We start from the raw sequence: 24,570 nt of genomic DNA on the forward strand, positions 1-24,570 counted from the left end.
GACTACATCGAGCGCTTCTACAACCCGCGCAGACGGCATTCGAAACTGGGCTACATCAGCCCCATGGAGTTCGAGGCCCGCGCTATGCTAGCTTAACCTGCTGTCCACGAAACCGGCAGCAGGCCACCTTCCCGCTCGGCACGATGGACACCTTCACCACCTATGGCGGCCCGGCGAACCTCTTGGAAACTGCCAACAGCATCGGCCTGCCGCTCTACGCCCGCCAGCATCTCGACGAGAAGGGCCGCTGGATCGACGTGATGACCGAGGCCTCGATCCTGCCCGTCAACAAGCGGCCGCGGCTGGCGATCCGGCTGCACACGTCGAACTGACGCCAGGCAGAAACGCCCATGTCCGTCTTCGCCGCCGCCATGGACCGCATCTTCACCCATGCCTCCATGGCGGCCCCGGCCCTCTGGATCTCGGCCACCACCTCCGAGGAACGCCCGATCCGCATCATCCGCCGCGCGCCCGACCGCGTGACCGACTTCGGCGCTGGGCGCTTCGTCAGCGACACGACGATGGTGGATGTGCGCGTGGCCGACCTCCCCGCCCCGCGCCCGGGCGACGTGATTGTCATCAACGCGGACAGCCATGTCATCCAGGGAGAGCCGCTGCGCGACCGGGAACGGCTGATCTGGACCCTCGATCTGAGGCCCGCATGAAGCTCAAGCTGGAAATCAGCCCCGACCTCGCCGCCATGATGCAGGCCGAAATCCGTGCGGGCGAAAAGGCCGTCACCACCGCCATGCGCGAAGCGGGCGCAGGCCTCAAATCCGCCTGGCGCGGCCAGATCATCGGCGCGGGGCTGGGCACCCGGCTCGGAAACTCGATCCGGCTCGCGACCTATCCCAAGGGCGGCGAGAGCCTGAACGCGGCTGCCCTGGTGTGGTCGAACGCCCCGGTCATCGTCGGCGCGCACGACACCGGGCCGCTGATCCGGTCGCGCGACGGGTTCTGGCTGGCCATCCCCACCCCGGCCGCAGGAAAATCCACGCGCGGCGGTCGGATCACACCCGGCGCATGGGAACGCCGCACCGGCCTGCGCCTACGGTTCATCTATCGCCGCCGGGGTCCGAGCCTACTGGTGGCCGAGGGGCGGATTAACAGCAAGGGGCGCGCTGTGGCGTCACGGGCGAAGACCGGACGCGGGCTAACCACCGTGCCGATCTTTCTCCTCGTGCCGCAGGTCAAGCTGCGCAAGCGGCTCGATCTGGCGCGGGATGCCGAGCGGGCCATCGACGGCGTGCCGGGGCGGATCGTGGCGGGGTGGGTGGAGAGCAGGTTCTGAAAGGGACCGTCGACACGCCTGCCGGATTGGCATATATTGCCAATAGCCCTCAGTGAGACTCCCATGGCCACCAGAAACGTTGTCCTGACCGAAACGCAATCCGACCTTGTCGACCGCCTGGTGGCATCCGGTCGGTATCAGAACGCGTCCGAAGCGTTGCGCGCCGGGCTGCGCCTTCTCGAACGCGAAGAGGCGGAACTTGGCGCGTTGCGCGGCCGTTTGACGGCCGGGCTGGAGCAGGCCCGGAGCGGGGATCTAGCCGAGGGCGGCGGCGAAGAAGCAATCCGCCGGGCTTTCGCCGCCGCGCGTGCCAATTCCTGATGCCAAAACCCTGGCGCCTGACAAGGCAGGCGGAGGCCTCGCTGATCGAGATCGCACGCTGGACCGTCGAGACCTTTGGTCCACGACAGGCAGCAGCCTATGAAGATGACCTGATTTCCACCTGCCGCGGGATCGCCGCGGGTACAGCCCTGTCAAAGGATTGCCGTCGGCTCATCGACCCCGACCTGCACGAGGATCTGCGCTTCGCGCGGGCAGGCCAGCATTTCGTGGTGTTCGTTGAGGACATCAAGCAGGTGATCATCATCGATTTCCTGCACAGCCGCACTGACCTGCCGCGACGACTCGCCAACCTTCCCCTGCCGAAAGGCGGCGGGGAACACTGACCCGAGCTTGTCCCTGAACCCCGGACCGAGAGATGCCCACCACCCGCGAAACCGTCCTCGCTGCGCTTCATGCGCGGCTTCAGCCGCTTGCCGCCCTCACTCTGCGTGACGAGGTGCTGCCGGAGCGGATCCCCGCGGCCGGGCTGATCATCCTGCGCGACGGCCAGCCGGGCGAACCAGAGGTGACGTTGTCCCCCCTGCGCTACCACTTCCAGCATCGCGCCGAGCTGGAGGTCGTCGTCCAGGCGGGCACTGGCCGGGCAATCGCCTTCGACGACTTGGTCGCCGCCATCGGCACGGCGCTGGAAGCTGACCGGACGCTCGGCGGCCTCTGTGACTGGGTGGAACCCGAGGCCCCCGCCTCGGTCGACCTGCCAGTCGAGGGCGCCGCAGCCATGAAGGCGGCGGTGATCACGCTCAATCTGCACTACACCACCACCGGCCCTCTGGCCTGACACCCATCACATAGGAGACCCCCATGGCACGCGCACACGGCGCGCGGGCGCAGATGGCGCTTGCGTTCGAGACGGTTTACGGCACCCCGCCCGCCAGCGGCTATCGGCTGATGCCCTTCGCCCGCACCACGCTGGGCGCGGAACAGCCCCTGCTGAATTCTGAGCTTCTCGGCTACGGCCGCGATCCCCTGGCCCCGATCAAGGACGCCGTCACGGCAGATGGCGAGGTGGTCGTGCCGATCGATGTGGAGGCCTTCGGCTTCTGGCTGAAGGCCGCTTTCGGCGCCCCGACAACGACAGGGACCACGCCCAAGACCCACACCTTCCAGTCGGGGAACTGGACGCTGCCCTCCATGGCCATCGAAGTCGCCATGCCCGAGGTGCCGCGGTTCGCGATGTATGCGGGCTGCGTGATGGACCAGTTGTCATGGCAAATGAACCGCTCGGGCCTGCTGACCGCCACGGCACGCTTGATCGCGCAAGGCGAAGCCATCGCAGCCACCACGGCCGCAGGCACGCCGACCGCGCTGGGCCTGCAGCGCTTCGGCCATTTCAACGGGGTGGTGAAGCGCAACGGCTCCGCCTTGGGCAACGTCGTCTCGGCCGAGATCACCTATGCCAACGGCCTCGACCGGATCGAGACCATCCGCAACGACGGCAAGATCGAGGGCGCCGATCCCGGCATGGCGGCGCTGACAGGCCGGATCGAGGTGCGCTTCGCCGACTCTGCACTGGTGACCCAAGCTATCGACGGCACGCCCTGCGAGCTCGAGTTCGCCTATAGTCTCGGGGCCAATGCCAGCTTCACCTTCACCGCCCATGCCGTCTACCTGCCCGTCCCGCGGATCGAGATCCCCGGGCCCCAGGGCATTCAGGCAACCTTCGACTGGCAGGCCGCCAAGGCCACCAGCCCCGCCCGAATGTGCACCGCCGTCCTCGTCAACACCGTCACGGGATACTAACCATGATCCGACTGAACCTGTCGAACCGGCCCGAATGGCTGGACCTGCTGCCCGGCCTGCGCGTCCTGGTGGCCCCTCTGACCACCGCGCTGATGGTCTCAGCCCGCGCCGACCCGGCCATCGACAACCTGTCGGAGGCGTCAAGCCAGGAGGACATGGCCCTCGCGATGGCCAAGGCAGTCGCCCGCCGTGCGGTCATGGAATGGGAAGGGGTCGGCGATGAGGCGGGCAACCTCGTGCCGGTCAGCCCGGCCGGGATCGATGCCCTGCTGGACATCTGGCCGGTCTTCGAGGCCTTCCAGGCGCAATACGTCGCCCGAGGCCTGATGCTGGATCAGGAAAAAAACGTCTCCGCGCCCTCGCCGACTGGTCCTTCGGCGGGGGCGACGGCTACTGCGCGGCCTGCACGGGCCCCTGCCCCGACTGCCCCGCAAGACTGAACCGACCGCAAACCGTCGAGGGCTGGCAGGTCTGGGACCTGACCCAGCGCCTCGGCGGCCAGCTGCGCATCGCGCCGGGGGCCGTCATCGGATGGGACATGGGCGCCGCCCTCGCGCTGGCGCAAGCGCTGGGCGTCAACGCGCTGATCGCCGCCGAACTGCTGCCCGAGATCGAGGCGGTGATGGTGCGCAAACTGAACGAGCAGATGGAAGGACGTTCAACGGGGGTGACCCCGATCTGACGCCATGAGACCAACCGGCGCGCCGCGCGCATGATTCAGGTTCGATCGGATCGATCCCGATAGCCGTTTGGTACAGCCCCACGCGCCAGTCCCTTCAGGTCCTGCTTTGCCGGAAGCGAACGGGACTGTGCCTCCTCGCCCTCATCAAATACACGCAGTGGCAACCCGAGCCCCGCTTGATCGGTGGGCTTGGGTTCTTCATCGCCGTGCTGCGTGCTTTGGCTTTGGCCGATCATCGTCAGTCCTTTGGCAACTGAAACAGAGACTCCAAGTCCTGCCCTCCGCCCTAAGCACATACCACAGAATCAAGGTTTTCCTCATGGCCGAAAAGAAGGTCTCCGTCCGCCTCGTGACGGAGGGCGGACGGCGCGTGCGCGCGGAACTGGAGGGCGTCGGCGAAGCCGGTGCCCGTGGCTTTGGCCGCCTGTCGCGCGAGATGGAACTGGCGAATACGCGGCTGGCAGCCTTTGCGCGCCGTGCTGGGCTTGCTCTCGGGGCCGCCGCTGCTGCCGCCACAGCCTCCCTAGGGCTGATCGTCCGGTCCACCGCCGAAAGCGCCGCGCAGATCCGTCAGTTCGCGCAGGTCGCCAATGCGACGCCGGAGGCGCTGCAACGCTGGTCGGCTGGCGCGCGGACGGTTGGCATCGAGCAGGAGAAGCTCGCCGATATCCTGAAGGACGTGAACGACCGGGTCGGGGACTTCCTGCAGACTGGCGGCGGGCCGATGGCCGACTTCTTCGAGAACGTCGCCCCGCGCGTCGGTGTCACCGCCGATCAGTTCGCGCGTCTGTCCGGCCCCGAGGCGCTCCAGCTCTACGTCGACACGCTGGAACGGGCGGGTCTCAGCCAGCAGGAAATGACCTTCTATCTGGAGGCGATGGCCTCGGACGCCACGCGGTTGATCCCACTCCTGCGCAATGGCGGGGCGGAGATGGCCCGGCTTGGGGATCAGGCCTCCGACCTCGGGGCTGTGCTGGACGGCGATGCGCTGGAGGCGCTGCGCCGCACGCAACTGGCGCTGGGCACGGTATCCCTCGTGTTCGATGGCCTCCGGAACCGCATCGCAGTCGTCGTAGCCCCGACCATCGAGGCGCTGGCCAATGCCTTCGTCGCCCTCGCGTCAGATGGGGGCATCCTGCGGTCTGCGATCGACACGGTGATCGGCAACCTTGAAAGGCTGGCCTCCTATGCCGCGACCTTCGCTGCCGTCATGGCAGGGCGCTGGGTCGCGGGGCTTGCCACCGCCGCCCTGTCGGTGCGCGGCCTCGCCACGGCGCTCGCGTTCCTGCGCGGTGCCCTGATCCGGACCGGCATCGGGGCGCTGATCGTCGGGGCGGGCGAGTTGGTCTACCAGTTCTCACAGCTGGTCGCCCGGGTCGGCGGTGTGGGCGAGGCCTTCCGGCTGCTCGGGGATCTGGCCCGCGAGGTCTGGTCGCGCATCGGTCTGTCGCTGGACGCGGCCCTCGCGCGGATGGCGGCCGGATGGGAGGGGCTGAAGGCGGCGGGTCTCTCGGCCCTTGAGGGCACCATCGCAGGCGTCGTAAGCTTCGGCGACCGGACAGCCGCGATCTTCCAGGGGGCTTATGACGCCGCCGTCGCGATATGGGGCAGTCTGCCGGGCGCCATCGGCGACTTCGCCTTCCAGGCGGCAAACGGGCTGATCTCGGGCGTCGAAGCGATGCTGAACGGCGTCGTCACGCGCATCAACAGCTTCATCGAGACCCTGAACGCGGCGCTGGCCTTGCTGCCCGAATGGGCCACCGGCGAAGGTGGCGTGCGGATCGGCATTCTCGATCCGGTGGAACTGGGCCGCATCGGCAACCCGTTTGAGGGAGCCGCGACCGCTGCTGGTGCCGCCGCCGCGGATGCCTTCTCGGCCGCGCTGTCGCGGACTTACCTCGAGCCGCCTGACCTCGGCCTCGGTGCCATGGCCGAGGATGCCCGCGCCCGGGCCGACGGCTATCGCGAGGCCGCAGGCATGCTGGCCGATGCCGCCGGTCGGCCGCTCGCCAGCTGGCAGGCGCTGAAGGATGCGGTGACCGGCACGGGGACCGAGGCAGAGACCGCCCTGGCAGATGCCGCCGCCTCGGCCGATGCCCTGACCACCAGTCTGAACGATACGGCCACCGCCGCCGACGGCGCTGGTGGCGCAGCACGCAACGCGGGCGTTGCAGCCGCCGAGGGCGCGGACACCGCCCTCACCGGCTGGCAAGCCGTCACCGCCGCACTCGCCGACTACGCCGCCAAGGCGCGCGACATCGGCGGGGACATCGGCAGCGCGCTGGTCGGGGCATTCCAGAGCGCCGAGAATGCCATCGGCGACTTCGTGAAGACCGGAAAGCTCGACTTCCGCGATCTGGTGACCTCAATGATCGCCGATCTCGCCAAGCTCGCGGCCCGGCGTTTCATCCTCGGCCCCATCGCCAATGCGCTTTCCGGCGCGCTGGGCGGCGCGGGTGGGATCTTCGCGAACATCCTGCATGCGGGCGGGATCGTCGGCGTCCCTGGTCCCGGCCGGATGGTCCCGGCCCTCGCCTTTGCCGGTGCCCCGCGCATGCACAGTGGTGGCTGGGCCGGGCTGCGGCCCGACGAAGTGCCCGCGATCCTGCAACGCGGCGAACGGGTTCTCTCCCGGCGCGAAGCTGCAGGGTACGGCCAGTCGGTTGCCTCCACCGTCAATGTCACGATCAACGCCCGCGACACCGAAAGCTTCCGCCAATCCCGGACGCAGGTCGCCAGCGACATCGCCCGAGCCGTGTCGCTGGGTCGGAGGGGGATGTGATTGCCTTCCACGAGGTCCGGTTTCCGGACAACATCAGCCGCGGGGCACGCGGTGGACCTGAACGCCGCACCCAGATCGTCGAGCTGGCGAGCGGGGCCGAGGAGCGCAACGCCAGCTGGGCTAACAGCCGCCGCCGCTATGATGTCGCCTACGGCATCCGCCGCGCCGACGATCTGGCGGTGGTCGTTGCCTTCTTCGAGGCGAGGAACGGCCGTCTCCACGGTTTCCGCTTCAAGGACTGGGCCGACTTCAAGTCCTGCTTGCCGTCGCAGACGCCCGGCCCGACCAACCAGCCCATCGGCACCGGCAACGGCAGCACAACCCAGTTTCAGCTCACCAAGCGCTACACCTCCGGCGCGCAGTCCTGGACGCGGGCCATCACCAAGCCCGTCGCCGGAACCGTGACCATCGCCCTGAACGGCACGCCCCAGGCCTCCGGCTGGTCGGTTTCCACGACCACCGGTCTCATCACATGCGTCACGGCTCCCGCCGCGGGCGTGGCCATCACCGCAGGCTTCGAATTCGACGTCCCTGTCCGCTTCGACACCGACGCCCTCGATGTCACCCTCGACTTCGAACGCCTTGGCTCGATCACCTCGATCCCCCTTCTGGAAATCCGAACATGAAGTCCCTGAACCCTGCGCTGCAGGCCCATCTTGACGAAGGCACCACCACCCTGTCCTGGTGCTGGCGGATCACCCGGGCGGACGGCGTGACTTTCGGTTTCACCGACCACGACCGGACCCTGTCGTTCGACGGGACGGAATTCGAGCCGGAGAGCGGGCTGACGGCGTCCGAGGTGCGGTCGGGCTCCGACCTGTCGGTCGATGCGCAGGACGCGCAAGGCGTGCTGTCCTCCGACCGGATCACCGAGACCGACATCCTCGACGGCCGCTGGGACAATGCTGCGGTCGAGGTCTGGCGGGTGAACTGGTCGGCCCCTTCGCAGCGTGTGCTGCTGCGTCGCGGGGCCATCGGCCAAATCCGGCGTGGGCGGCTGGCTTTCGTGGCTGAGGTGCGGTCGCTGGCCCATGTCCTTGGCCAGACGGTCGGGCGGACGTTTCAGGCGAGTTGCGACGCCGCGCTGGGCGATGCGCGCTGCGGCGTGAACATCGAGGCCCCGGCCTTCACGGGCAGCGGTGCGATCATCGATGTGTTACGGGACCGGGCCTTCACCGCAACCGACCTCGGCGCCTTCGCGGCGGGCTGGTTCACCTTCGGGCTGGTCGAGTGGACCAGCGGCACGAATGCCGGGCGGCGGGCCGAAGTGCTGTCGCATGACCTCGTCGACGGGGTGGCGATCCTGACCCTGCTGGAAGCGCCGGTGCGCCCGATCACGACGACAGATGCCTTCGTGGTCCGGGCGGGTTGCGACAAGCGGATCGCGACCTGCGGGACGAAGTTCGACAATGTCGCCAACTTTCGCGGCTTTCCACATATCCCGGGGCAGGACGCGGTCCTGCGCTATGCTACCAAGGATGGCGGACATGAGGGGGCGGTGCTGTGACCGCGACTGTCCTAACGGCCGATCCCGCGCGCGTCGTCGCCGTCGCGCGGTCCTGGCTGGGCACGCCCTATCACGACCAGGCCAGCCTGCGCGGGGTCGGCTGCGACTGCCTCGGCCTCGCGCGGGGTGTCTGGCGTGAGGTCGTCGGGCCCGAGCCGTTCCCGATCCCGCCCTACAGCCGAGACTGGGGCGAGAGCGGGCCGCGCGAAGTGCTGGCCGACGGGGCGCTGGCGGTGATGCCGGAACTTGATCCATCCGAGGCACGGCCCGGTGCGCTGGTCCTGTTCCGAATGATGCCCCGCGCCATCGCCAAGCATGTGGGCATCCTCACCGGCCCGGACACCTTCCTCCACGCTTATGAACGTCTGGGCGTGATCGAAGAACCGCTGACAACCGCATGGCGACGCCGCATCGCCTTCGCTTTCCTCTTCCCAGCACGCTGAGCTTTTTCCATGGCCACGCTCGTCCTCGGCGCTGTCGGCTCCGCCATCGGCGGGGCGTTCGGCGGCGCGATCCTCGGCTTCTCTGGCGCTGCCATCGGTGGCTTCATCGGCTCCACCATCGGTTCGGTGGTGGACAGCTGGATCGTGTCCTCGCTGGCCCCCGCGCAGAAGATCGAAGGCCAGCGGCTCGACAGCCTGCGGATCACGTCCGCGACCGAAGGCGCAATCATCCCGCGCCTCTACGGCCGCATGCGTATCGGCGGTAACATCATCTGGGCGACCGATTTCCGCGAGGAGACCAAGACTACCACCCAAGGCGGCGGCAAGGGTGGTGGCGGTGGGAGGGTCCAGACCACCGAATACCTCTACTATGCGTCCTTCGCAGTCGCCCTTTGCGAAGGGCCGATCACCGGCATCGGTCGCATCTGGGCCGACGGCAAGCCGCTCGACATGACCGGGATCGCGTGGCGCTGGTATCCTGGCAACGAGACCCAGGGTGCCGATCCCTTCATTTCGGCGAAGATGGGGGCGGCCAACACCCCCGCCTATCGCGGCACGGCCTATGTCGTCTTCGAGGAACTGCCGCTCGCGACCTACGGCAACCGCCTGCCGCAGCTGTCGTTCGAGGTGTTCCGGCCGCTCGCGGATCCCGATACCGCCGAGGGGTTGGTCAAGGCCGTGACGATGATCCCCGCCTCGGGCGAGTTCACCTATGCGACGGAGGCTGTCAGGAAGACCGTGGGCGCCACGACCACGGTGTTCGGCCAGACCACAGGCGGCACAACCTCGGCCGAGAACCTCAACGCGTTGCCGGAGGAGCCTGACATCGTCGTGGCGCTGGACCGGCTGCAGGCCATGGCCCCGGCTGTCGAGAGCGTCAGCCTCGTCGTCGCCTGGTTCGGCAACGATCTGCGCGCAGGCAACTGCACGATCAAGCCCGGCGTCGAAGTGGCGACCAAGGTTACCAGCCCGAAGGTTTGGTCCGTGAATGGCGTGGCGCGGGCCAATGCGCATCTGGTCAGCCGCGATGCTGAAGACCGGCCAGTCTATGGCGGCACGCCCGCAGACTTTGCGGTGGTACAGGCGATCCGCGAGATGAAGGCGCGCGGGCTGCGTGTCACCTTCTATCCTTTCCTTCTCATGGATGTGGCACCCGGCAATACCCTGCCGAACCCCTACAGCGCGAATGCCGCCACACCGGGCCAGCCGTCATTTCCCTGGCGCGGGCGGATCACCTCCTCCCCTGCGGCAGGCTTCGCAGGAACCGCCGACAAGACTGCCGCAGCGGCGACGCAGGTCTCCAGCTTCTTCGGCGCGGCCACTCCGGCGGAGTTCTCGGTGTCGGGCGACAGCGTCAGCTGGACCGGCCCCTCCGGCGATTGGGGCCTGCGCCGGATGATCCTGCACTACGCCCATCTCTGCGCGGTGGCGGGCGGCGTCGATGCCTTCCTGATCGGGACCGAGATGCGGGGCCTGACCACGATCCGTTCCAGCGCCAGCGCCTATCCTGCCGTCACCGCCTTCAAGGCGCTGGCGGCCGACGTAAAGGCGATCCTCGGGCCGGGCACCAAGGTCGGTTACGCCTCGGACTGGTCGGAATACTTTGGCCACCAGCCGGGCGATGGAACAGGGGACGTGTTCTTCCATCTCGACCCGCTCTGGTCGGATGCCAACATCGATTTCATCGGCATCGACAACTACATGCCCCTCTCGGACTGGCGCGACGGCTTCGACCATGCCGATGCGCTGGAGGGCTGGTCCGCGATCCATGACCGGGGCTACCTGCAAGCCAACATCGCGGGCGGCGAGGGCTTCGACTGGTTCTATGCCAGCGCCGCCGACCGGTCGGCGCAACTTCGCACACCGATCACGGACGGTGCCGTGGGCAAGCCGTGGGTCTTCCGCTACAAGGATCTGCGCGCCTGGTGGTCGAACCCGCACTTCAACCGCCCGGGCGGGGTGGAGAACGGAACGCCCACCGCATGGGTGCCGCAATCAATGCCCGTCTGGTTCACCGAACTGGGGTGCCCCGCCATCGACCGGGGCACGAACCAGCCGAATGTCTTCTTCGACCCGAAGTCGTCCGAAAGCTTCACGCCGTATTTCTCGCGCGGCTGGCGCGATGATGCCATCCAGCGCGCCTATATGGAGGCCAGTTACCTGTGGTGGAGATCCCCGGCCAACAATCCGGTTTCGGCCATCTACGGCGGCCGAATGGTGCATGTCCCCGAATGCGCCGCCTGGACCTGGGACGCGCGACCCTATCCGTTCTTTCCGGAACTGACCGGGGTCTGGACCGATGGCCCCAACTGGCGCCTTGGCCACTGGCTGACGGGGCGGTTGGGTGCAGTCTCGCTGGCGGCCCTCGTGCGCCACCTTTGCCTGCGCGCGGGGTTGGCGGAAGAACTCATCGACGTCTCAGGCCTCTGGGGCGCGGTCGAAGGCTATGTGATTGGCGGGCTGGAAAGCCCCCGCGCCTCGATTTCCACGCTGGCACGGCATTTCGGCTTCGACGCCATCGAGACCGAGGGCGTGATCCGTTTCGTCATGCGCGGGCGGGCATCGAGCGTGACCTTGACGGTGGATGATCTGGTGGCCAGTCGTGAGGGCGAGGCCTTCGAACTGATCCGCGGTCAGGAGACCGAACTGCCGCAGGCGCTGAAGTGGCAGGTCGCGCGGGCGGATGAGGACTATGATGCCGCGCTAGTAGAAGCGCGAAGGATCACAGTCGACACCACCCGGATCGCCTCCGAGTCCTTCCCGATGGCGATCCCGCCCGAGGAGGCCGAGCGCCGCTGCCGCCGCGCACTGATGGAAGCGTGGATCGGCCGGGAAAGCGCCACCTTCCGCCTGCCGCCCTCGCGTCTGGCGCTGGACCCGGCAGACGTCATCCGGCTGGCGCATGACGGCCGCGAGGTGGAATTCCGGCTGGTGTCCATGGCCGACGCAGAGGCACGGGGGATCGAGGCAGTCCGCCAGGACCGCGCCGCCTACGATCTGCCGCCCGGCGATCCGCGCCCGGCCTCGCTTGCCAGCGTCGTCGTCTTCGGGACGCCGGAGGTGGTGATGCTGGACCTGCAGCAGATCAGCGAGGACCAGTCCGCGCATCGCCCCCTGATTGCCGCTCATGCCAGCCCCTGGCCGGGCGAGATCGCGGTCTTTCGCAGCGCCTCTACGGATGGGTTCTCATTGCTGACGACCTTCGGCAGTCGGGCGCGGATCGGCACGCTGGCCTTCGACTTCTTTCCCGGGCCAACCTCCCGCTTCGATCTGGGCAATGCGCTGGTGGTCGATCTTCTGTCGGGAACGCTGGAAAGCGTGACCGACGTCGCGCTGTTCGGCGGGGCGAATGCGCTGGCGGTCGAGGCCGCCGCTGGCCAATGGGAGGTCGTCCAGGCGGGCACGGCCGAACTGATCGCCCCCGGCCGGTACCGGCTTACCCGCCTCCTGCGCGGCCAGCGCGGGACGGAGCACGCGATGGGCAACCCGGCACCAGCTGGCGCGCGGGTCGTGGTGCTGGACACGACGCTGGCCTCCCTGCCCATTGCCGAGGCAGACCTTGGCTTACCGTGGAACTGGCGCGTTGGCCCGGCCGCGCGTGCGGTCAGTGATGCGAGCTATGCCGCGCTGGGCTTCACCCCGACCGGGCGGGGCCTCGTCCCCTTCGCCCCGGTCCATGTCGAACAGCCATGGCGGACGGCGCGCAGCCCCGGCGATCTGACCATCCGCTGGACGCGACGCTCCCGCGCGCTGGTCGCCGATGCCTGGGAACAGGTCGAGGTGCCATTGGCCGAGGACCTGGAGAGCTACGATGTCCAGATCCTCGACGGGACGACTGTCAAGCGCACGCTGACCAGCGGCATAGCCTCCGTCCTCTACACCGCCGCACAGCAGACGGCCGATTGGGGCACGCCGCTCGGGCTCGGCCAGACGCTGGCGATCCGCATCTATCAGCTTTCGAACCGCCTCGGCCGCGGCACGCCTGCGAGCGTGACCCTCCAGTTCTGACAGGATTTCCCATGTCCGACACCACGACCCATCTGGGCCTGCCCTACCTTCTGGCGGCGCAGGCGCAAAAACATGTCACCCACAACGAGGCGCTGCGCCTGCTCGATGCCATGGTGCAGCTTTCGGTCCTCGACCGCACGCGCATCGCACCGCCTGCCAGCCCCGCCGACGGCAACCGCCATCTGGTCGCCTCGGGCGCGACCGGCCTCTGGGCCGGGTGGGACCTGAACATCGCCTTCTGGGTCGACGGCGCGTGGATCCGACTTGTGCCGCGCACTGGCTGGCTGGTCTGGGTCGCAGCCGAGGGGCTGTTCCTCGTCTGGACCGGCAGCGCCTGGGAAGTCGTGGGCGAGCCGCGCGATGTGTCGGACGCGGTCTTCAGCCTCGTGAACGATGCGGACCCGACGAAGAAGGCCACCTTTTCGCTGGCGGGGATCAGCGCCGGGACAACGCGCAGCTTCACCTTGCCGAACACCTAGTCCGAACTGGCGATCCTCGCTGGCACCCAGACCTTCACCGGCAACAAGACCTTCTCCGGCACGTTGACCGCCTCGGGCACAGTCACCGTTTCGGCCGCCTCCGCCAGCATCGGTACGGCGACGACGACCGCCACATATGGCATAGGCACCGGGGCCACGACGACGGGCGTGACCAAGACCGTGAACATCGGCACAGGCGGTGCGGCTGGATCGACCACGGTCGTCAACATCGGCTCGGCCACGGCCGGGGCGGGCGGCACAACGGTGGTGAACACGCCCACCGTCACCTTCGCCAACGCCGTCACGCAGGTCGGCATGCCCCAGGCGAACCTGACGGCGCAGCTTCTTGGCCTCGGCGGGGCCACGGCCGATAGCTACAACCGGTTGTCTGTGAACACACCGGCCGTTCTCCTGAACAACGCAGGCGCGGGCATCGAGGCAACGGTCAACAAGGCCGCCGCCGGGAATGACGCGGCCTTTGCCTTCAAGACCGGCTTCTCCGCCCGTGCCCTGATCGGTCTCTTGGGCAACGACGACTTCAGCTTCAAGGTCAGCTCGGATGGGTCTGCCTTCTTCGATGCCATCAGGATCGACCGCACCAATGGCCGCGTCGAACTGGCCGAGCCTGTGGTCCTGCCCGCCCATGACGCCGTCCCCTCGCCACCACCCGCAGGCAAACTCGCGCTTTATGCCCGTGACCGTGCGGGGATGGGATGGCTGGATGTCGAACGCCCTTCGGGCCGCCACTTCCCGCTCCAGCCGCATTTCGGGGTGAACCGGATCGCGACCTGGGCACCCTCGACCAGCACCACGATCAACACCAATGGTATGCCGCGCACGGCCGTCGGCACGGCGGCCACGCCGACGCTGGCCACGACCAACCTATCCACCTCGATGCGGCGCTGGCGGATGACGTCGGCAGCGACAGCCGGGGCGGCGGCCGAGGAGCGATCCGCGGGCTGGGTCTGCTGGCGCGGTAATGCGGATGGCCTTGGCGGCTTCACCTATGTGAACCGGCTGTCGCTGGTCACACTGCAGCCAACGGGCATGGGGTTCTTCGGCCTGATCGGATCTGTCGCGGCGCTGTCCACGACCCTGACGCTCTCGGCCGTCGTCAACGCGCTGGGCCTCGGGTTCGAGCGCGGCACGCATGCGAACTGGCAGATCGTCCACAACGACGGCACCGGTGCACCGACCCTGATCGACCTCGGCGCAGGCTTCCCCGTGGCCAGCACGACGAATGTCCTGACGCTCTACATCGCCGCGGCCCCGAACGACAGCGAGGTCGGGATCCGCGTGGTCGAGGAAGTCTCGGGCGCGGTGGCGGAGGCGACGATCACCACCGACATGCCCGCGGCGACCCAGCTCCTGAGCCCGCGCAATTACCTCAACAACGGCACCACCGCCGCAGCCGTCGCCTATGACTGCTCCGGCGTCTACGTCGAGACCGATTACTGAAGCGCCACACCCCGTGGCCGGAAAGGACCATGATGAACGACCAGACCACTCTCGCCGACGCAGTCGCGCGGGCCTTTCGGGACCACGGGATCACGGCCGCGCTGACTGCGCTGATCGGCGGCACCATGGCCCTGATCGCGGCGATTACGCGCAAAGCGTTTACCAACGAGGCCCTGCTGGACCGGCTTGATCGCGAACTCATCACCGAACGCGACCGCGCCGACAAGCAGCGCAGCGAGGATCGCAAGGCCGATGGCGACCGCCTCGACCGGATCGAGACCGACATCCGCTCCATGCGCGACATGCTGTTCGACGCATTCCAGCGCGGTCGATCCGACTGACCCGAACCACCACTGCGACTGCCACATCCCCCGCCCCAGAGGCGGGTTTTTCATTTGGAGAACTGACCATGCCCACCCTGACCTACCCCCACTGGCGCGATGTGCCCGCAAATACCTGGCGCTGGCCGAACTTCTCGGCCGCCGAGATCGCCTGCCGCGGCACCGGCGCAATCAGGATCAACACGGAGGCCATGGACAAGCTGCAGGCCCTGCGCGACCGCCTCGGCAAGCCGCTGATCATCCGCTCCGCCTACCGCAGCCCGGAACATAATCGCGCCGTGGGCGGTGCCCCAGCATCGAAACACATGCAGGGCACGGCGTTTGACATCGCCATGTCGAACCACGATCCCGTTGCCTTCGGGACGGCCGCGAGGGCGGTCGGGTTCCTCGGCTTCGGCTATTACCCGCGCTCGGACTTCATGCACATCGACCTCGGGCCTGCCCGATCCTGGGGCGATCCCTTCCCGGCCCGGCCCGTGCCCTTCGCGCCGGAACTGCCGCCCGCGCGCGAAGTCCTGTCGGAAAGCCGCACGCTGCGCGGTGGCGGTGCGGCAGGTGCCGCCACCGTTGGCGCCGCCGGTATTGAAGTGCTGCAGGACGTTCTTGCGGAGACGCAGTCCACGATCCAGCCTCTGGTGCCCTATCTCGACACCCTGCGATGGGTACTGATCGCCATCGCGCTGATCGGCATCGCGGTCACCATTCACGCGCGGCTCGACGACTGGAAACGGGGCCAGCGGTGATCGGCTGGCTTCTGACCCATGGCCCGGCGCGCAAGGCGCTGGGCCTGTTCGTCGCAGCCGCAGCGATCCTACTGTTCCTCCTGAACCTGCGCCGTGCGGGCGAACGCGCTGGGCGCGCCGCCGAACGGCTTGATGCCCGAGAGAGAAACGATGTCATCCACCGCCAGATGCTCGACGCCGCCACCCGCCGCCCTCCTGATCGTGGCGCTCTGGCTGACAGGCTGCGCGATGGGCGCTTCTGAGACCCGTGCACCTTGCCCGCCCGTGGTCGAGTACACCGCAGCAGATCAAGCGCGGGCCGCCGATGAGGTCGAGGCGCTGCCGGAAGGGGCCGTCATCGTCCGGATGCTCAGCGACTATGCCGTCTTGCGCGACCAGGCGCGGGCGTGCCGGTGAAAGCTGTTCCAGGCAGCTGAGCGAATGCAACTCCGTCTGCCTCAGAGGATTCGGGTTCCGGTGGAACGAGAAATTTAAGGGCTTCGCCATGATAAACGGGCGCATTCATCTTCGGCGGCGAATGCGCCCGCTTGTTTCAATGGCCGGACACCGACCATTGGGCCGGTGAAAACTCAAACCAGCCTGGCGGGCTCCGAGCGGGTTCGCCGCCATCCCCGCCGCCGCGCTTGATCCGGCCCTCTGTCCGGCGTCTCCTGCGGTCCCCGCGCTTTCGGGTCCGGGTCCCCATCGGCGACAACAAGCTGACCGAAGAACTACGCGCCTTTGTTGCTTCCCGCCTCCGTCGAGGAAACTGACTGCGCGAGGCCCGCGACGATCTGTCGAAACTCTCCGAGGATTTCGCCATGGTTCTTGTCGAGGTATCGGGCGAGCCGGTCATTCTGCAGCAGGCGCTCTACATAGCGACCTGCCACCACCAGCCGGAGGTGATCTGGCCCAAGGGAGCCTTCGATCAGTTTGATGTTCTTTTGCAGGTTGGCCATCTCGGCCTTCATTCGCTCGGCTTGTTCGCGTGTTACGCCTGCAGGTGGCTTCTTTGCAGCCGGGTCAACCAGGTCTGTGGCGTCAGATGCTGCGAGGATCGCCTCGACATAGGGCACCGTGTAGTTGTTGGCCGCGATCATCAGTTCCGCCGCCTGAATCTGCCGCAAGGGCTTCATCTTCCGCAGGGACCGGAAGCTGTTGATCGGGCAGTGCCGGGCCTTCAGCAGTTCGGCCGCCTCCGGACAGATGCCGTTCAGCAGGGTCCGCTTCTGTCGGATCAGCGCGATGTTCACATTCAAGGCTGCCGCGATGCGGGCCTCCGATACGCCGCGCTCGACCGCGCGCAGGATCATCTTGTGCTCCTGGATCGTGGCGAGGCGGCTGATGCGCTTGTTGTAGGTGAAGGATTCGTCGTCGGTCGCCACCAGGCAGGTGACGGTCGTCTCGCCCATTTCCTTCAGAACATGCAGACGAACATGGCCATCCAGAAGGATGAAGGATCCGTCCTGCCCAGCCGCGCGGGCGACCACCGGTGGTTCGATCAGGCCGACCTCGCGGATCGACGCGGCGATCTGCCCATATTTCTGGCTCTTGGGCACAGTGACTGGCAACTGCTTGACCGGCAGGATCGCATCAATCGGGATCGTGCGGAGGTTCGCCTCGAATCCCGGGCTCTTCGGTGGAGGCATTTTCCCCATGTGTGTCATGCTCTTGGCTCCCGTAACCCTTCGATGAGGATGCGCGGCAGGCTGTCGAGGCCCTCGGCACGGAGCAGCGTCAGAAAGTTCTCGTCCTTCAACAGAGACTGAAATGCCGCATCGAGAAACAGCAGGCTGCTGCGCGTCGACTGCGCCCTGCGGACCATGTCCTGCTGACGCTCGGCCTCGGCGCGATAGGCTTTGACCAGCGCGGCAGATGTCATTCGCGCTCGTGGCTGTTTGTTGCGCGCACCACCTCGCTGCTTGCCGTGGCGCTGGCGCAACTCAACCAGCCGCCGCGCCTCCAGCAATTTCTTTCCGCGCAGCTCACCGGAGGCATAAGCAGCCTCGAGCGCCTTCTGCACGTCCTTCTCCTCGGCCCGAGTGATGTAGAGCGCGACGCTGAGCGGCATCTGCCCGGTCTCGACCGCGATCAGCAGGCGTTCTTCACCGTTGGCGATCAACTCGCCGATTTCATGGACATAGGCGAGGGAAAGCCCCGTCTTGTCGGCGATCTGATGGTCCGTATATCCCCGGTCGCGCAAGATGGCGATGTCCTGCAACAGCTCGAGCGGCCGCTGCTGGCGGCGGGCGATGTTCTCGATCACGCTGCGCAGAAGGCGCTCGGCCTCGCTCGCATCTACGACGATGGCCGGGATGTGGGTTTCGCCAAGGGCAGCATAGGCCTCCATCCTCCCCTGACCGCAGACAAGGCGCCAGGCGTCCCCTGCCTCACCATCAACCCGGGCGACGGTAATCGGCTTTTTCAGCCCGACCTTGGCGATACTGTCGACAAGCGCGCGGAAGGTCTTTTCCGAGCGTTCGCGCGGGTTCTCCACCGTGATGGCGGAAATCGGGATGATCTGCACTTCGTCCCGCATCTCGACTTCGCTCACCATGGTGTCACCTCGGCAACCGGAACGCGGCGGGCCATGTCGAAGAAAAAATCCAGCGTTTCAAATCGGAAAGCGTCCAGCATCAGGCCATTCTCCTCGGCAAGCCCCAGGGGTTTTGTTCGCATCTCGAATTGGGGCAGCAGGTAATAGTCGAGCGCGGCGGTGTTCGTTCGGTCCATCCGGATGGCGATGGTGATGTCGGGCACGAGGCCGGTGTCGAAACGGATTTTCCAGCGCAGGCCGCCGGTGGAGGTTTCGCGACAGCGGGCGACAGCGACGGAGACGGTGAATTCGCCATTGATCGTCAGCAGGTCAGTCGCCGGATTGCGCGTCACGGTGCCGCCGAGTCGGGTGATCTCGCGAATCACACGCTCCACCTCGTCGCCGTGGAACAGCCGCAGCAAGCGGTTCACTTCGATGTAGTGGTAGTCCCGGTCCGGTGTGAAGCCGACGAGGGAATAGGCCCGGATCAGGCTGCCGAACCGGTGGGCATAGGCGCCGCTGGACGGCATTCCGTCGGCCTCGTCGATCACCAGACCGGATATGTAGCCATGGCGCTGGAACAGCCGCGTCAACCGATCCAACATCTCGTCGTCCGAAAATCGGCGGTTGCGGGCGGCTATGATCGCCTGCACCTTTTGAAACTGTTTCGGCTCGACGATGGCATCGAACGCCCCTTCCGAACGGATCCACATCTCAGGGCCATTCGCCACCCGCTTCTGCTTCAGTTTGAAGGAGCGCCGGTTGTAGACGTTGTTGCCGATGTATTTCTCGTTGGTCAGGATCTGATGGACGGTGGCGCGGGTCCAGGCCCGGCCGAGATCGGTCAGGATCCCGCGCTCATTCAGTTCTGCGGCGATTTCGTTTTCCGAACGGCCGTGCTTGAGGAACCGGCTGTATATCCAGCGAACGGTTCTTACCTCGGTCTCAGGCCCGGGCACCAGGATCACCCGGTCTGTCTGCAAGCTCTTGTGCTCACCGCGCTTCAGCTCGGCCTTCACCTCGCCGCGTTCATCAAGCAGGACCCGGCGAAGGCCAAAACCCGCTGCACCGCCCTGACGGAAGCCGCGTTCGATCAGGCGGCACTGTCCGATGAAGACCTTGTTGGAAAGTTCCCGGCTGTATTCCCCGGCCATCGCGCGCTTGACGCTCTTGACGATCGTGGCAACCGGCCCGCCGTCATTTTCGAATTGCTCGGCGCAATATTCGACCTGCTTGTTGGCGCGACGGCAGATGTATTCGTAATAGGCGGATTCATCGGCATCCTGAAAACGGCCCCATCGGCTGACGTCATAGACAAGGATCACCTCGAAATCCGCGGTGCCGTCTTGTACATCCTGGATCAGCTGCTGCAGTGCCTCGCGACCCTCGATCCTCAGCCCGCTCTTTCCGGCATCGGCATAGGAGCGGACCAATTCAAAGCCGCGTTCCTCCGCGTACTTGCGGATCGCATCCGACTGGTTTTCGGTTGAGTATTTCTGATGATCTGTCGACATGCGGACATATTCAGCCGCACGGCGCTTCGCCGGGGAGTTCGCCGGTTCTTTTCTTGAGGGCAGCTCTCTGCCTGCCATTCCCGTCTCCAGATCAGTTCAAGCAGGCGTCTCCGTCTGGTCGGACCCGGGGTATTGGCTGGGGCGCAAAATGGAATCTGCCGCTCTGTTGTCTTCTCCACAGGTTTTACCCAAGGAGGACGCCGCGATGCGGATCAAGATGGGCACATCTGTGCCGAAAATGGGCACAACTGTGCACCCGGACGCGGATCAGGCCGGCTATCGCAAGGCCATTGCCGATGCCCTGCGGCGCGAACTGGGAGCGACGCATCAGGCCATCAAGACGGTGATGCGCTGGACCGGAGCGAGTGAACGGACGGCCAAGTATTGGTTGTCTGGCGAACGCGGGCCGAGCGGAGAGCATCTGATCCGGCTCGCGCAGCATTCAGACGCAGTGCTGATCACTACCCTTACCATGGCAGGGCGACTGTCGGAGAAGCAGCGGCACAGATGTCCAAGCTGTCCGGAACGGCTTCTTGTGTTACAAAACTTCGGACAGGATGACCCTATGTCCGAGGGATCATCACAGCTCTAGGTGCACCAACTGGTCAGGGCGAAGCGGAGATGCGGAGATTAGGCCCATCATTCTCCGCATAGCATGCGGTGTTTTCCCTTGCGCTTGCGGAGAATGCGGCCCACAATCGCCGCATCTAGCGCGGAGAATGTGGTGTACATCTGGGAGCAGCCAGACTGGCCGAAGCTGACTTGGCAGGATGGCAGCACTGCCGCGCCCCTGGCTGCAGTTCGTCACGACCAAGGGCGACTGATCGGCCGGATGGAGGCGCTGGGCTTCAAGCTGCGCGAGGAGGCAGTCCTGCACACGTTGACGCAGGATGTCGTCAAGACGAGCGAGATCGAGGGTGAGCAGCTGGATGCCACTCAGGTGCGGTCATCCCTCGCCCGACGGCTTGGCATCGACATTGGCGCCCTGCCTCCAACCGATCGCAACGTGGAAGGCATTGTCGAGGTGATGCTGGACGCGACGCGGAACTATCAGGCCGCGCTCACCGCAGAGCGTCTTTTCGGATGGCATGCGGCTTTGTTCCCAACCGGCCGCAGCGGCATGACGAAGATCATCGTCGGGGACTGGCGCGATGACAGTACCGGCCCGATGCAGGTGGTGTCTGGGCCCTACGGTCGGGAGAAGGTTCACTACTCGGCCCCGCCCGCACCGCGCGTCGCGGAGGAAATGGAAACCTTCCTTGCATGGTTCAACGCGCCCTTGGCCACCGACCCGGTGATCAAGGCGGCGTTGGCGCATCTGTGGTTTGTGACGATCCACCCCTTCGAGGACGGCAACGGCCGCATCGCCCGCGCCATCGCTGACCTGGCGCTTGCCCGGTCGGAGGGGAGCTCGCAGCGATTCTACAGCATGTCTGCGCAGATCAGGACCGAGCGGAACGCGTACTACGACCAGCTTGAGCGCACCCAGAAGGGCGGCACGGACGTCACGTCGTGGATCCTGTGGTTCCTCGACTGCCTCGGTCGCGCGATCCACGGCGCAGATGGTGTCCTGGCGGCGGTCGTCGCCAAGGGGCAGTTCTGGGAACGCACTGCAGGGCTGGCGCTGAACGAACGCCAGATCAAGGTACTGAACCGCTTACTCGATGGGTTCGAAGGCAAGATGACCTCGTCGAAGTGGGCGGTGATCGCCAAGTGCTCGCAGGACACGGCGAACCGTGACATCGCGGCCCTACTGGACCTCGGTCTGCTCCGGAAGGGCGAAGGCGGCGGGCGCAACACGCACTACGAGTTGGTGCTGTGAGGGTCGCGACGACGATTATCCGCACCGTCGAAGGGGGCTCGACAAACGTTGACCAGGTGTTGACAAGAATTTCAAAAGCAAAAACCCGACGGTTTACGTCGGGTTCTATCTATTTGATATCTTGTAGAAATTTGGTTGCGGGGGCAGGATTTGAACCTGCGGCCTTCAGGTTATGAGGCAACCCGACGGGGCCGGAATAGTCTTTCAATAGCAAACATTTAGAGGAATTCTTGGCTGGCGACGTCGGCGTCATGTCGCACGGAGCAGACGCAAATCATTGGGAAGAAACGGGAAAGCCGCATGTTCATGAATCAGCGAACCTCAGTAGTTTATAGCCTACTGGCCGATTATGTGCGCAGCCCCTCCCTGCGCCACATGCGAGAGCAGCGGTCCCTCGCCAAACTGGCCCTCGAGATCGTCACGAAACTCGATCAGGACAGCTCCGTCTGGAAGAAGTGGGAAGGCCCGCGGGACAAGGTGCTGGCCTCGGCGATAGACTGCTGGATCCCCAAGGAAGACATGCTCGCCTTTCTTCACTGGCGAACTCGTAGATCGGCATGGGCAATTCGGACCTTTCGTGAATTGCTCCCATCCAAGCGCAGCGGCACCGCGCGGGCAAGCGCCGTCAGCATCGAACGATCCGAGAACATCGCCCGGTCCCGTGTCGCATCCGTGTTGCACGGAGGAATCGAGGATGTTCGTAAGCCTTTGGAATCTTTGGGAAGCGTTCGGGACGGGCTTGCAACACGACGCGACACGCAAAAGCCGCCCAGAGGGCGGCCTAAGTATTTGATATCTTGTCGGAATGTTTGGTTGCGGGGGCAGGATTTGAACCTACGACCTTCAGGTTATGAGTCGCGTCGAACGAACCATGAACAATCACTCGGAACCGCGAGTTCTTGCGCAGTTTCCGACACTTGCCGATCCCGCGGGCGAGGCTCCGCTTCGCACGATCTGTCGGGATTGCGCAGCGTTTTTCAGCCTCGTGCTTCCACAATGCTTCCAAGGGGCCGTGACCTGATTTTCCGGTAGCACGACCATCAGGCGGCGGTGAGCGACCAGAAGCCGAACTTTCTGCCGTGGTCCTCCTTCAGCCGGGCGACATACGCGTCGTGCGTCTCGAACGCGCCGAAGTCCGGGATGTCCCGCGCGAGCCGGGCGCAGTTAACCAGATGCTCGGCGGCATAGCGATACCGCTTCGCCCGCGTTCGGGTGAGCGTGAAGTCGATCATCGCGCGGAGCACCAGAGTCGCGGCCAGCGGATGACGCTCTGACAGGGCCTCCGCCGCTGGGGCGAGATACTCGTAGTGATCCCCGTCGATCTCCTCGTGCCGGGCCTCCAGGAGGTCTGCGGCGCGATCCAGCGCCGGCCAGTCGAGGAAGAACTGCAGGGCGTGAAGAAGGCTCGGATGGGCCATGGCGTGCGCCATCGCGCGCTCCTCGGCTTCGATGTCGTCGAAGTCGGGAAGCCGCTTGAGATAGGCCCGCAGGTAGCTGTCGGAGAGCGTGCGCTCGAAGCAGTCCCACCGGAACGCCTGCGCCTCCTCGCCGCGACCCAGCGCCTCCAGCGTCTGCAGGCGGATGTCCTGCCAGGCCAGTGGCACCCGCAAGCCGTCGCCGAGCTCCGCGCGCTCGAGGAACCCCAGCGCCTCGCCGGCCCTGCCGGCCGCGAGCAGGCGCTGCGCGATCTCGGCCGCGATCTGCGGCACCTTGCGGGTCTTCGGATCGTACTGGGCGATGAAGCCGTCGACGTCGCCCTGCGCATCGGCGATGTCCTTGAGCGCCATGGCGACCGTGCTCGCGCGCTCGCGCGCCCGCATCTCGTGCTCGTAGGTGGTGCCGCCCGGGCCCCAGCCCACCGCCTTCCATTGGTCCTTCGGCGGCACTGGCACGGGCGAGCGACCGAGGTCCTCGGCCATCGATTTCAGGGCCGTCAGGCCCTCGTCGCCGAGCGCCGGGGCCATGATGCCGATCAGGCCATCATACTGGCCATAGCCGTTGTCCTGCACCGCATCGAGGACAGTGCCGGCGAGCGCCTGCGGATCCGGCCGGACCTTTGCGGCGAGCTGGCCCAGATCGGCGCAGGCCTGGTGGAAGATGCCGATGACGGTGCCGCTGGAGTCGTCGCAGCGCTCGAACACCGGCGTGGCGAGCGCCATGAATCTCCACATCAGCGCCAGCGCCTCATCCGGATCGGCCGGCGCGATCTGTTCGACGATGGCGCGCCGCTGCGTTTCGAGATCCGTGACCAGTGCCTTGCGGTTCTTCCACGTGATGAAGCTGCGGGCGCGGGCGATGCTGGTCAGCCGCTTGGTGATCTCCCGCGCGGCCTCCCTCGGGCTCTGGGCGCCCGCCAGCGCGAGCCGGAGCTTGCGCTTGGCCGCCGCGTTGCCGGTGCTGACCTCGATCAGCAATTGCGCCAGACGCTCGGTGCCCAGCGCTTCGAGGTTCTTCGCATTGAGGGTGGTCTTGGAAGCCATCGGATCGCCAATTTCTTTTCGCCGAGCCTATCAGCGGTCCACGGGGTCCGGAACCTGCGTTCTGATTCGCTGGGCTCGTCGATTTCCCGCACCAGCGCGCCGAAACGCCTTGCGCGGAAACGCGAGGTATTTCTTTTTTCTTCGCGATTTCAATGTGTTCGTTGACTGTCGCCCGCGCTTCAGCACTGTGGAACGGCGAAAGAACCACCGAAGAGCGCCATGCCCAAGATCACCAAACGCCTCGTCGACGCCGCAGAAGCCCGCTCCGCCGAATACTTCGTCTGGGACAGCGAGATCCGTAAACGGTGTTTTGCCCCCACCTTCCTGTGATTTTTCCGTTCTGCGAGTCCGTCTCTGTTGGCTAACAGGGGTGGAGTTTCTCCATGGAGACTATGACGGAGTTTCTCAGTTCACTTGGCGTGG

25 protein-coding genes and 2 pseudogenes are annotated in these 24,570 nt (G+C 66.1%); 22 read left to right on the forward strand and 5 right to left on the reverse strand.

Annotated elements, in window-relative coordinates:
* The 10 genes and pseudogenes from NHN26_RS17635 to NHN26_RS16040 form a co-directional block, all read left to right on the forward strand.
* Positions 1–96: IS3 family transposase (locus tag NHN26_RS17635; protein WP_331429120.1), on the forward strand; the 96-nt coding region annotated here is incomplete at its 5' end.
* 32 nt (positions 97–128) lie between these two features.
* A pseudogene (locus NHN26_RS16000) lies at positions 129–332 on the forward strand (major capsid protein); the annotation flags it as partial.
* Between the two features lie 18 nt (positions 333–350).
* A complete protein-coding gene (locus tag NHN26_RS16005) occupies positions 351–665 on the forward strand; it encodes a head-tail joining protein (RefSeq protein ID WP_253090349.1) in 315 nt (104 codons plus the stop codon).
* A complete protein-coding gene (locus tag NHN26_RS16010; protein WP_253090350.1) occupies positions 662–1,291 on the forward strand; it encodes a DUF6441 family protein in 630 nt (209 codons plus the stop codon). The genes NHN26_RS16005 and NHN26_RS16010 overlap by 4 nt, the downstream gene beginning before the upstream one ends.
* Positions 1,292–1,354: 63 nt before the next feature.
* Positions 1,355–1,612, forward strand: a complete 258-nt coding sequence (locus NHN26_RS16015; RefSeq protein WP_253090351.1) for a type II toxin-antitoxin system ParD family antitoxin — start codon at positions 1,355–1,357, stop codon at positions 1,610–1,612.
* Positions 1,612–1,956: a type II toxin-antitoxin system RelE/ParE family toxin gene (locus NHN26_RS16020; RefSeq protein WP_253090352.1), complete on the forward strand. Its 345-nt coding sequence runs from the start codon at positions 1,612–1,614 to the stop codon at positions 1,954–1,956. The genes NHN26_RS16015 and NHN26_RS16020 overlap by 1 nt, the downstream gene beginning before the upstream one ends.
* A 32-nt stretch (positions 1,957–1,988) precedes the next feature.
* A complete protein-coding gene (locus tag NHN26_RS16025; protein ID WP_253090353.1) occupies positions 1,989–2,411 on the forward strand; it encodes an acyl-CoA transferase in 423 nt (140 codons plus the stop codon).
* A gap of 23 nt (positions 2,412–2,434) precedes the next feature.
* Positions 2,435–3,373, forward strand: a complete 939-nt coding sequence (locus tag NHN26_RS16030) for a phage tail tube protein (RefSeq protein ID WP_253090354.1) — start codon at positions 2,435–2,437, stop codon at positions 3,371–3,373.
* A 2-nt stretch (positions 3,374–3,375) separates the two neighbouring features.
* On the forward strand, positions 3,376–3,813 hold the full coding sequence (locus tag NHN26_RS16035; protein ID WP_253090355.1) for a hypothetical protein: 438 nt from the start codon (positions 3,376–3,378) through the stop codon (positions 3,811–3,813).
* Between the two features lie 68 nt (positions 3,814–3,881).
* Positions 3,882–4,055, forward strand: coding sequence for a DUF7697 family protein (locus NHN26_RS16040; RefSeq protein WP_435594218.1), 174 nt, complete (start codon positions 3,882–3,884; stop codon positions 4,053–4,055).
* Positions 4,056–4,090: 35 nt separating this feature from the next.
* On the opposite strand, the gene NHN26_RS16045 is transcribed toward NHN26_RS16040, so the two are convergent.
* Positions 4,091–4,291: a hypothetical protein gene (locus tag NHN26_RS16045; RefSeq protein ID WP_253090357.1), complete on the reverse strand. Its 201-nt coding sequence runs from the start codon at positions 4,289–4,291 to the stop codon at positions 4,091–4,093.
* Between the two features lie 83 nt (positions 4,292–4,374).
* Here NHN26_RS16045 and NHN26_RS16050 point away from each other — a divergent pair, with 83 nt between their 5' ends.
* From NHN26_RS16050 to NHN26_RS17640, 10 genes and pseudogenes are all read left to right on the forward strand, one after another.
* Positions 4,375–6,837 (forward strand): phage tail tape measure C-terminal domain-containing protein, encoded by a 2,463-nt coding sequence (locus tag NHN26_RS16050; RefSeq protein WP_253090358.1) that lies wholly within the window; start codon positions 4,375–4,377, stop codon positions 6,835–6,837.
* Entirely contained in the window at positions 6,837–7,463 is a 627-nt protein-coding gene (locus NHN26_RS16055; protein WP_253090372.1) for a phage distal tail protein, Rcc01695 family, read from the forward strand. The genes NHN26_RS16050 and NHN26_RS16055 overlap by 1 nt, the downstream gene beginning before the upstream one ends.
* The gene (locus NHN26_RS16060; RefSeq protein WP_253090359.1) at positions 7,460–8,344 is read left to right on the forward strand and encodes a phage/gene transfer agent baseplate hub protein; all 885 of its coding nucleotides are present in this window, start codon (positions 7,460–7,462) and stop codon (positions 8,342–8,344) included. The genes NHN26_RS16055 and NHN26_RS16060 overlap by 4 nt, the downstream gene beginning before the upstream one ends.
* Entirely contained in the window at positions 8,341–8,787 is a 447-nt protein-coding gene (locus tag NHN26_RS16065) for an NlpC/P60 family protein (protein ID WP_253090360.1), read from the forward strand. The genes NHN26_RS16060 and NHN26_RS16065 overlap by 4 nt, the downstream gene beginning before the upstream one ends.
* 9 nt (positions 8,788–8,796) lie before the next feature.
* Positions 8,797–12,795, forward strand: coding sequence for a baseplate multidomain protein megatron (locus tag NHN26_RS16070; protein ID WP_253090361.1), 3,999 nt, complete (start codon positions 8,797–8,799; stop codon positions 12,793–12,795).
* Positions 12,796–12,806: 11 nt separating this feature from the next.
* Positions 12,807–14,732: pseudogene (locus tag NHN26_RS16085) on the forward strand (DUF2793 domain-containing protein).
* Positions 14,733–14,764: 32 nt separating this feature from the next.
* The gene (locus NHN26_RS16090) at positions 14,765–15,073 is read left to right on the forward strand and encodes a hypothetical protein (RefSeq protein WP_253090365.1); all 309 of its coding nucleotides are present in this window, start codon (positions 14,765–14,767) and stop codon (positions 15,071–15,073) included.
* A 68-nt stretch (positions 15,074–15,141) separates the two neighbouring features.
* Positions 15,142–15,816 carry a YcbK family protein gene (locus tag NHN26_RS16095; RefSeq protein ID WP_253090366.1) on the forward strand — a complete coding sequence of 225 codons (675 nt, stop codon included), beginning with the start codon at positions 15,142–15,144 and terminating at the stop codon, positions 15,814–15,816.
* The gene (locus NHN26_RS16100; RefSeq protein ID WP_235841097.1) at positions 15,813–16,058 is read left to right on the forward strand and encodes a hypothetical protein; all 246 of its coding nucleotides are present in this window, start codon (positions 15,813–15,815) and stop codon (positions 16,056–16,058) included. Before NHN26_RS16095 ends, NHN26_RS16100 begins: the two co-directional genes overlap by 4 nt.
* Positions 16,059–16,080: 22 nt before the next feature.
* Positions 16,081–16,212, forward strand: coding sequence for a hypothetical protein (locus NHN26_RS17640; RefSeq protein WP_328589363.1), 132 nt, complete (start codon positions 16,081–16,083; stop codon positions 16,210–16,212).
* Between the two features lie 314 nt (positions 16,213–16,526).
* On the opposite strand, the gene NHN26_RS16110 is transcribed toward NHN26_RS17640, so the two are convergent.
* Genes NHN26_RS16110 through NHN26_RS16120 form a run of 3 tightly spaced genes read right to left on the reverse strand, consistent with a single transcriptional unit; the run spans position 16,527 to position 19,923 of the window.
* Positions 16,527–17,462 (reverse strand): plasmid partitioning protein RepB C-terminal domain-containing protein, encoded by a 936-nt coding sequence (locus tag NHN26_RS16110; RefSeq protein WP_253090367.1) that lies wholly within the window; start codon positions 17,460–17,462, stop codon positions 16,527–16,529.
* Complete coding sequence (locus NHN26_RS16115) at positions 17,459–18,349, reverse strand: ParB/RepB/Spo0J family partition protein (protein WP_253090368.1); 891 nt, start codon at positions 18,347–18,349, stop codon at positions 17,459–17,461. The genes NHN26_RS16110 and NHN26_RS16115 overlap by 4 nt, the downstream gene beginning before the upstream one ends.
* Complete coding sequence (locus tag NHN26_RS16120) at positions 18,346–19,923, reverse strand: recombinase family protein (protein ID WP_290443006.1); 1,578 nt, start codon at positions 19,921–19,923, stop codon at positions 18,346–18,348. Before NHN26_RS16120 ends, NHN26_RS16115 begins: the two co-directional genes overlap by 4 nt.
* Positions 19,924–20,050: 127 nt before the next feature.
* On the opposite strand from NHN26_RS16120, the gene NHN26_RS16125 reads away from it, so the two are divergent.
* The gene (locus tag NHN26_RS16125) at positions 20,051–20,437 is read left to right on the forward strand and encodes an XRE family transcriptional regulator (RefSeq protein ID WP_253090369.1); all 387 of its coding nucleotides are present in this window, start codon (positions 20,051–20,053) and stop codon (positions 20,435–20,437) included.
* Between the two features lie 132 nt (positions 20,438–20,569).
* Entirely contained in the window at positions 20,570–21,667 is a 1,098-nt protein-coding gene (locus tag NHN26_RS16130; RefSeq protein WP_253090370.1) for a Fic family protein, read from the forward strand.
* A 1,040-nt stretch (positions 21,668–22,707) separates the two neighbouring features.
* Here the strand turns inward: NHN26_RS16130 and NHN26_RS16135 are convergent.
* Positions 22,708–24,147, reverse strand: a complete 1,440-nt coding sequence (locus tag NHN26_RS16135) for a DUF6880 family protein (protein WP_253090371.1) — start codon at positions 24,145–24,147, stop codon at positions 22,708–22,710.
* Positions 24,148–24,570 lie beyond the last annotated feature (423 nt).

Source organism: Rhodovulum tesquicola, assembly GCF_024128855.1.
In the GTDB taxonomy this organism is placed as follows: domain Bacteria; phylum Pseudomonadota; class Alphaproteobacteria; order Rhodobacterales; family Rhodobacteraceae; genus Rhodovulum; species Rhodovulum tesquicola.

Coding starts and splice junctions, on each gene's coding strand:
- NHN26_RS16005 (WP_253090349.1), top strand. CDS start 351: ATGTCCGTCTTCGCCGCCGCCATGGACCGCATCTTCACCCATGCCTCC.
- NHN26_RS16010 (WP_253090350.1), top strand. CDS start 662: ATGAAGCTCAAGCTGGAAATCAGCCCCGACCTCGCCGCCATGATGCAG.
- NHN26_RS16015 (WP_253090351.1), top strand. CDS start 1,355: ATGGCCACCAGAAACGTTGTCCTGACCGAAACGCAATCCGACCTTGTC.
- NHN26_RS16020 (WP_253090352.1), top strand. CDS start 1,612: ATGCCAAAACCCTGGCGCCTGACAAGGCAGGCGGAGGCCTCGCTGATC.
- NHN26_RS16025 (WP_253090353.1), top strand. CDS start 1,989: ATGCCCACCACCCGCGAAACCGTCCTCGCTGCGCTTCATGCGCGGCTT.
- NHN26_RS16030 (WP_253090354.1), top strand. CDS start 2,435: ATGGCACGCGCACACGGCGCGCGGGCGCAGATGGCGCTTGCGTTCGAG.
- NHN26_RS16035 (WP_253090355.1), top strand. CDS start 3,376: ATGATCCGACTGAACCTGTCGAACCGGCCCGAATGGCTGGACCTGCTG.
- NHN26_RS16045 (WP_253090357.1), bottom strand. CDS start 4,291: ATGATCGGCCAAAGCCAAAGCACGCAGCACGGCGATGAAGAACCCAAG.
- NHN26_RS16050 (WP_253090358.1), top strand. CDS start 4,375: ATGGCCGAAAAGAAGGTCTCCGTCCGCCTCGTGACGGAGGGCGGACGG.
- NHN26_RS16060 (WP_253090359.1), top strand. CDS start 7,460: ATGAAGTCCCTGAACCCTGCGCTGCAGGCCCATCTTGACGAAGGCACC.
- NHN26_RS16070 (WP_253090361.1), top strand. CDS start 8,797: ATGGCCACGCTCGTCCTCGGCGCTGTCGGCTCCGCCATCGGCGGGGCG.
- NHN26_RS16090 (WP_253090365.1), top strand. CDS start 14,765: ATGAACGACCAGACCACTCTCGCCGACGCAGTCGCGCGGGCCTTTCGG.
- NHN26_RS16095 (WP_253090366.1), top strand. CDS start 15,142: ATGCCCACCCTGACCTACCCCCACTGGCGCGATGTGCCCGCAAATACC.
- NHN26_RS16110 (WP_253090367.1), bottom strand. CDS start 17,462: ATGACACACATGGGGAAAATGCCTCCACCGAAGAGCCCGGGATTCGAG.
- NHN26_RS16120 (WP_290443006.1), bottom strand. CDS start 19,923: ATGGCAGGCAGAGAGCTGCCCTCAAGAAAAGAACCGGCGAACTCCCCG.
- NHN26_RS16125 (WP_253090369.1), top strand. CDS start 20,051: ATGCGGATCAAGATGGGCACATCTGTGCCGAAAATGGGCACAACTGTG.
- NHN26_RS16135 (WP_253090371.1), bottom strand. CDS start 24,147: ATGGCTTCCAAGACCACCCTCAATGCGAAGAACCTCGAAGCGCTGGGC.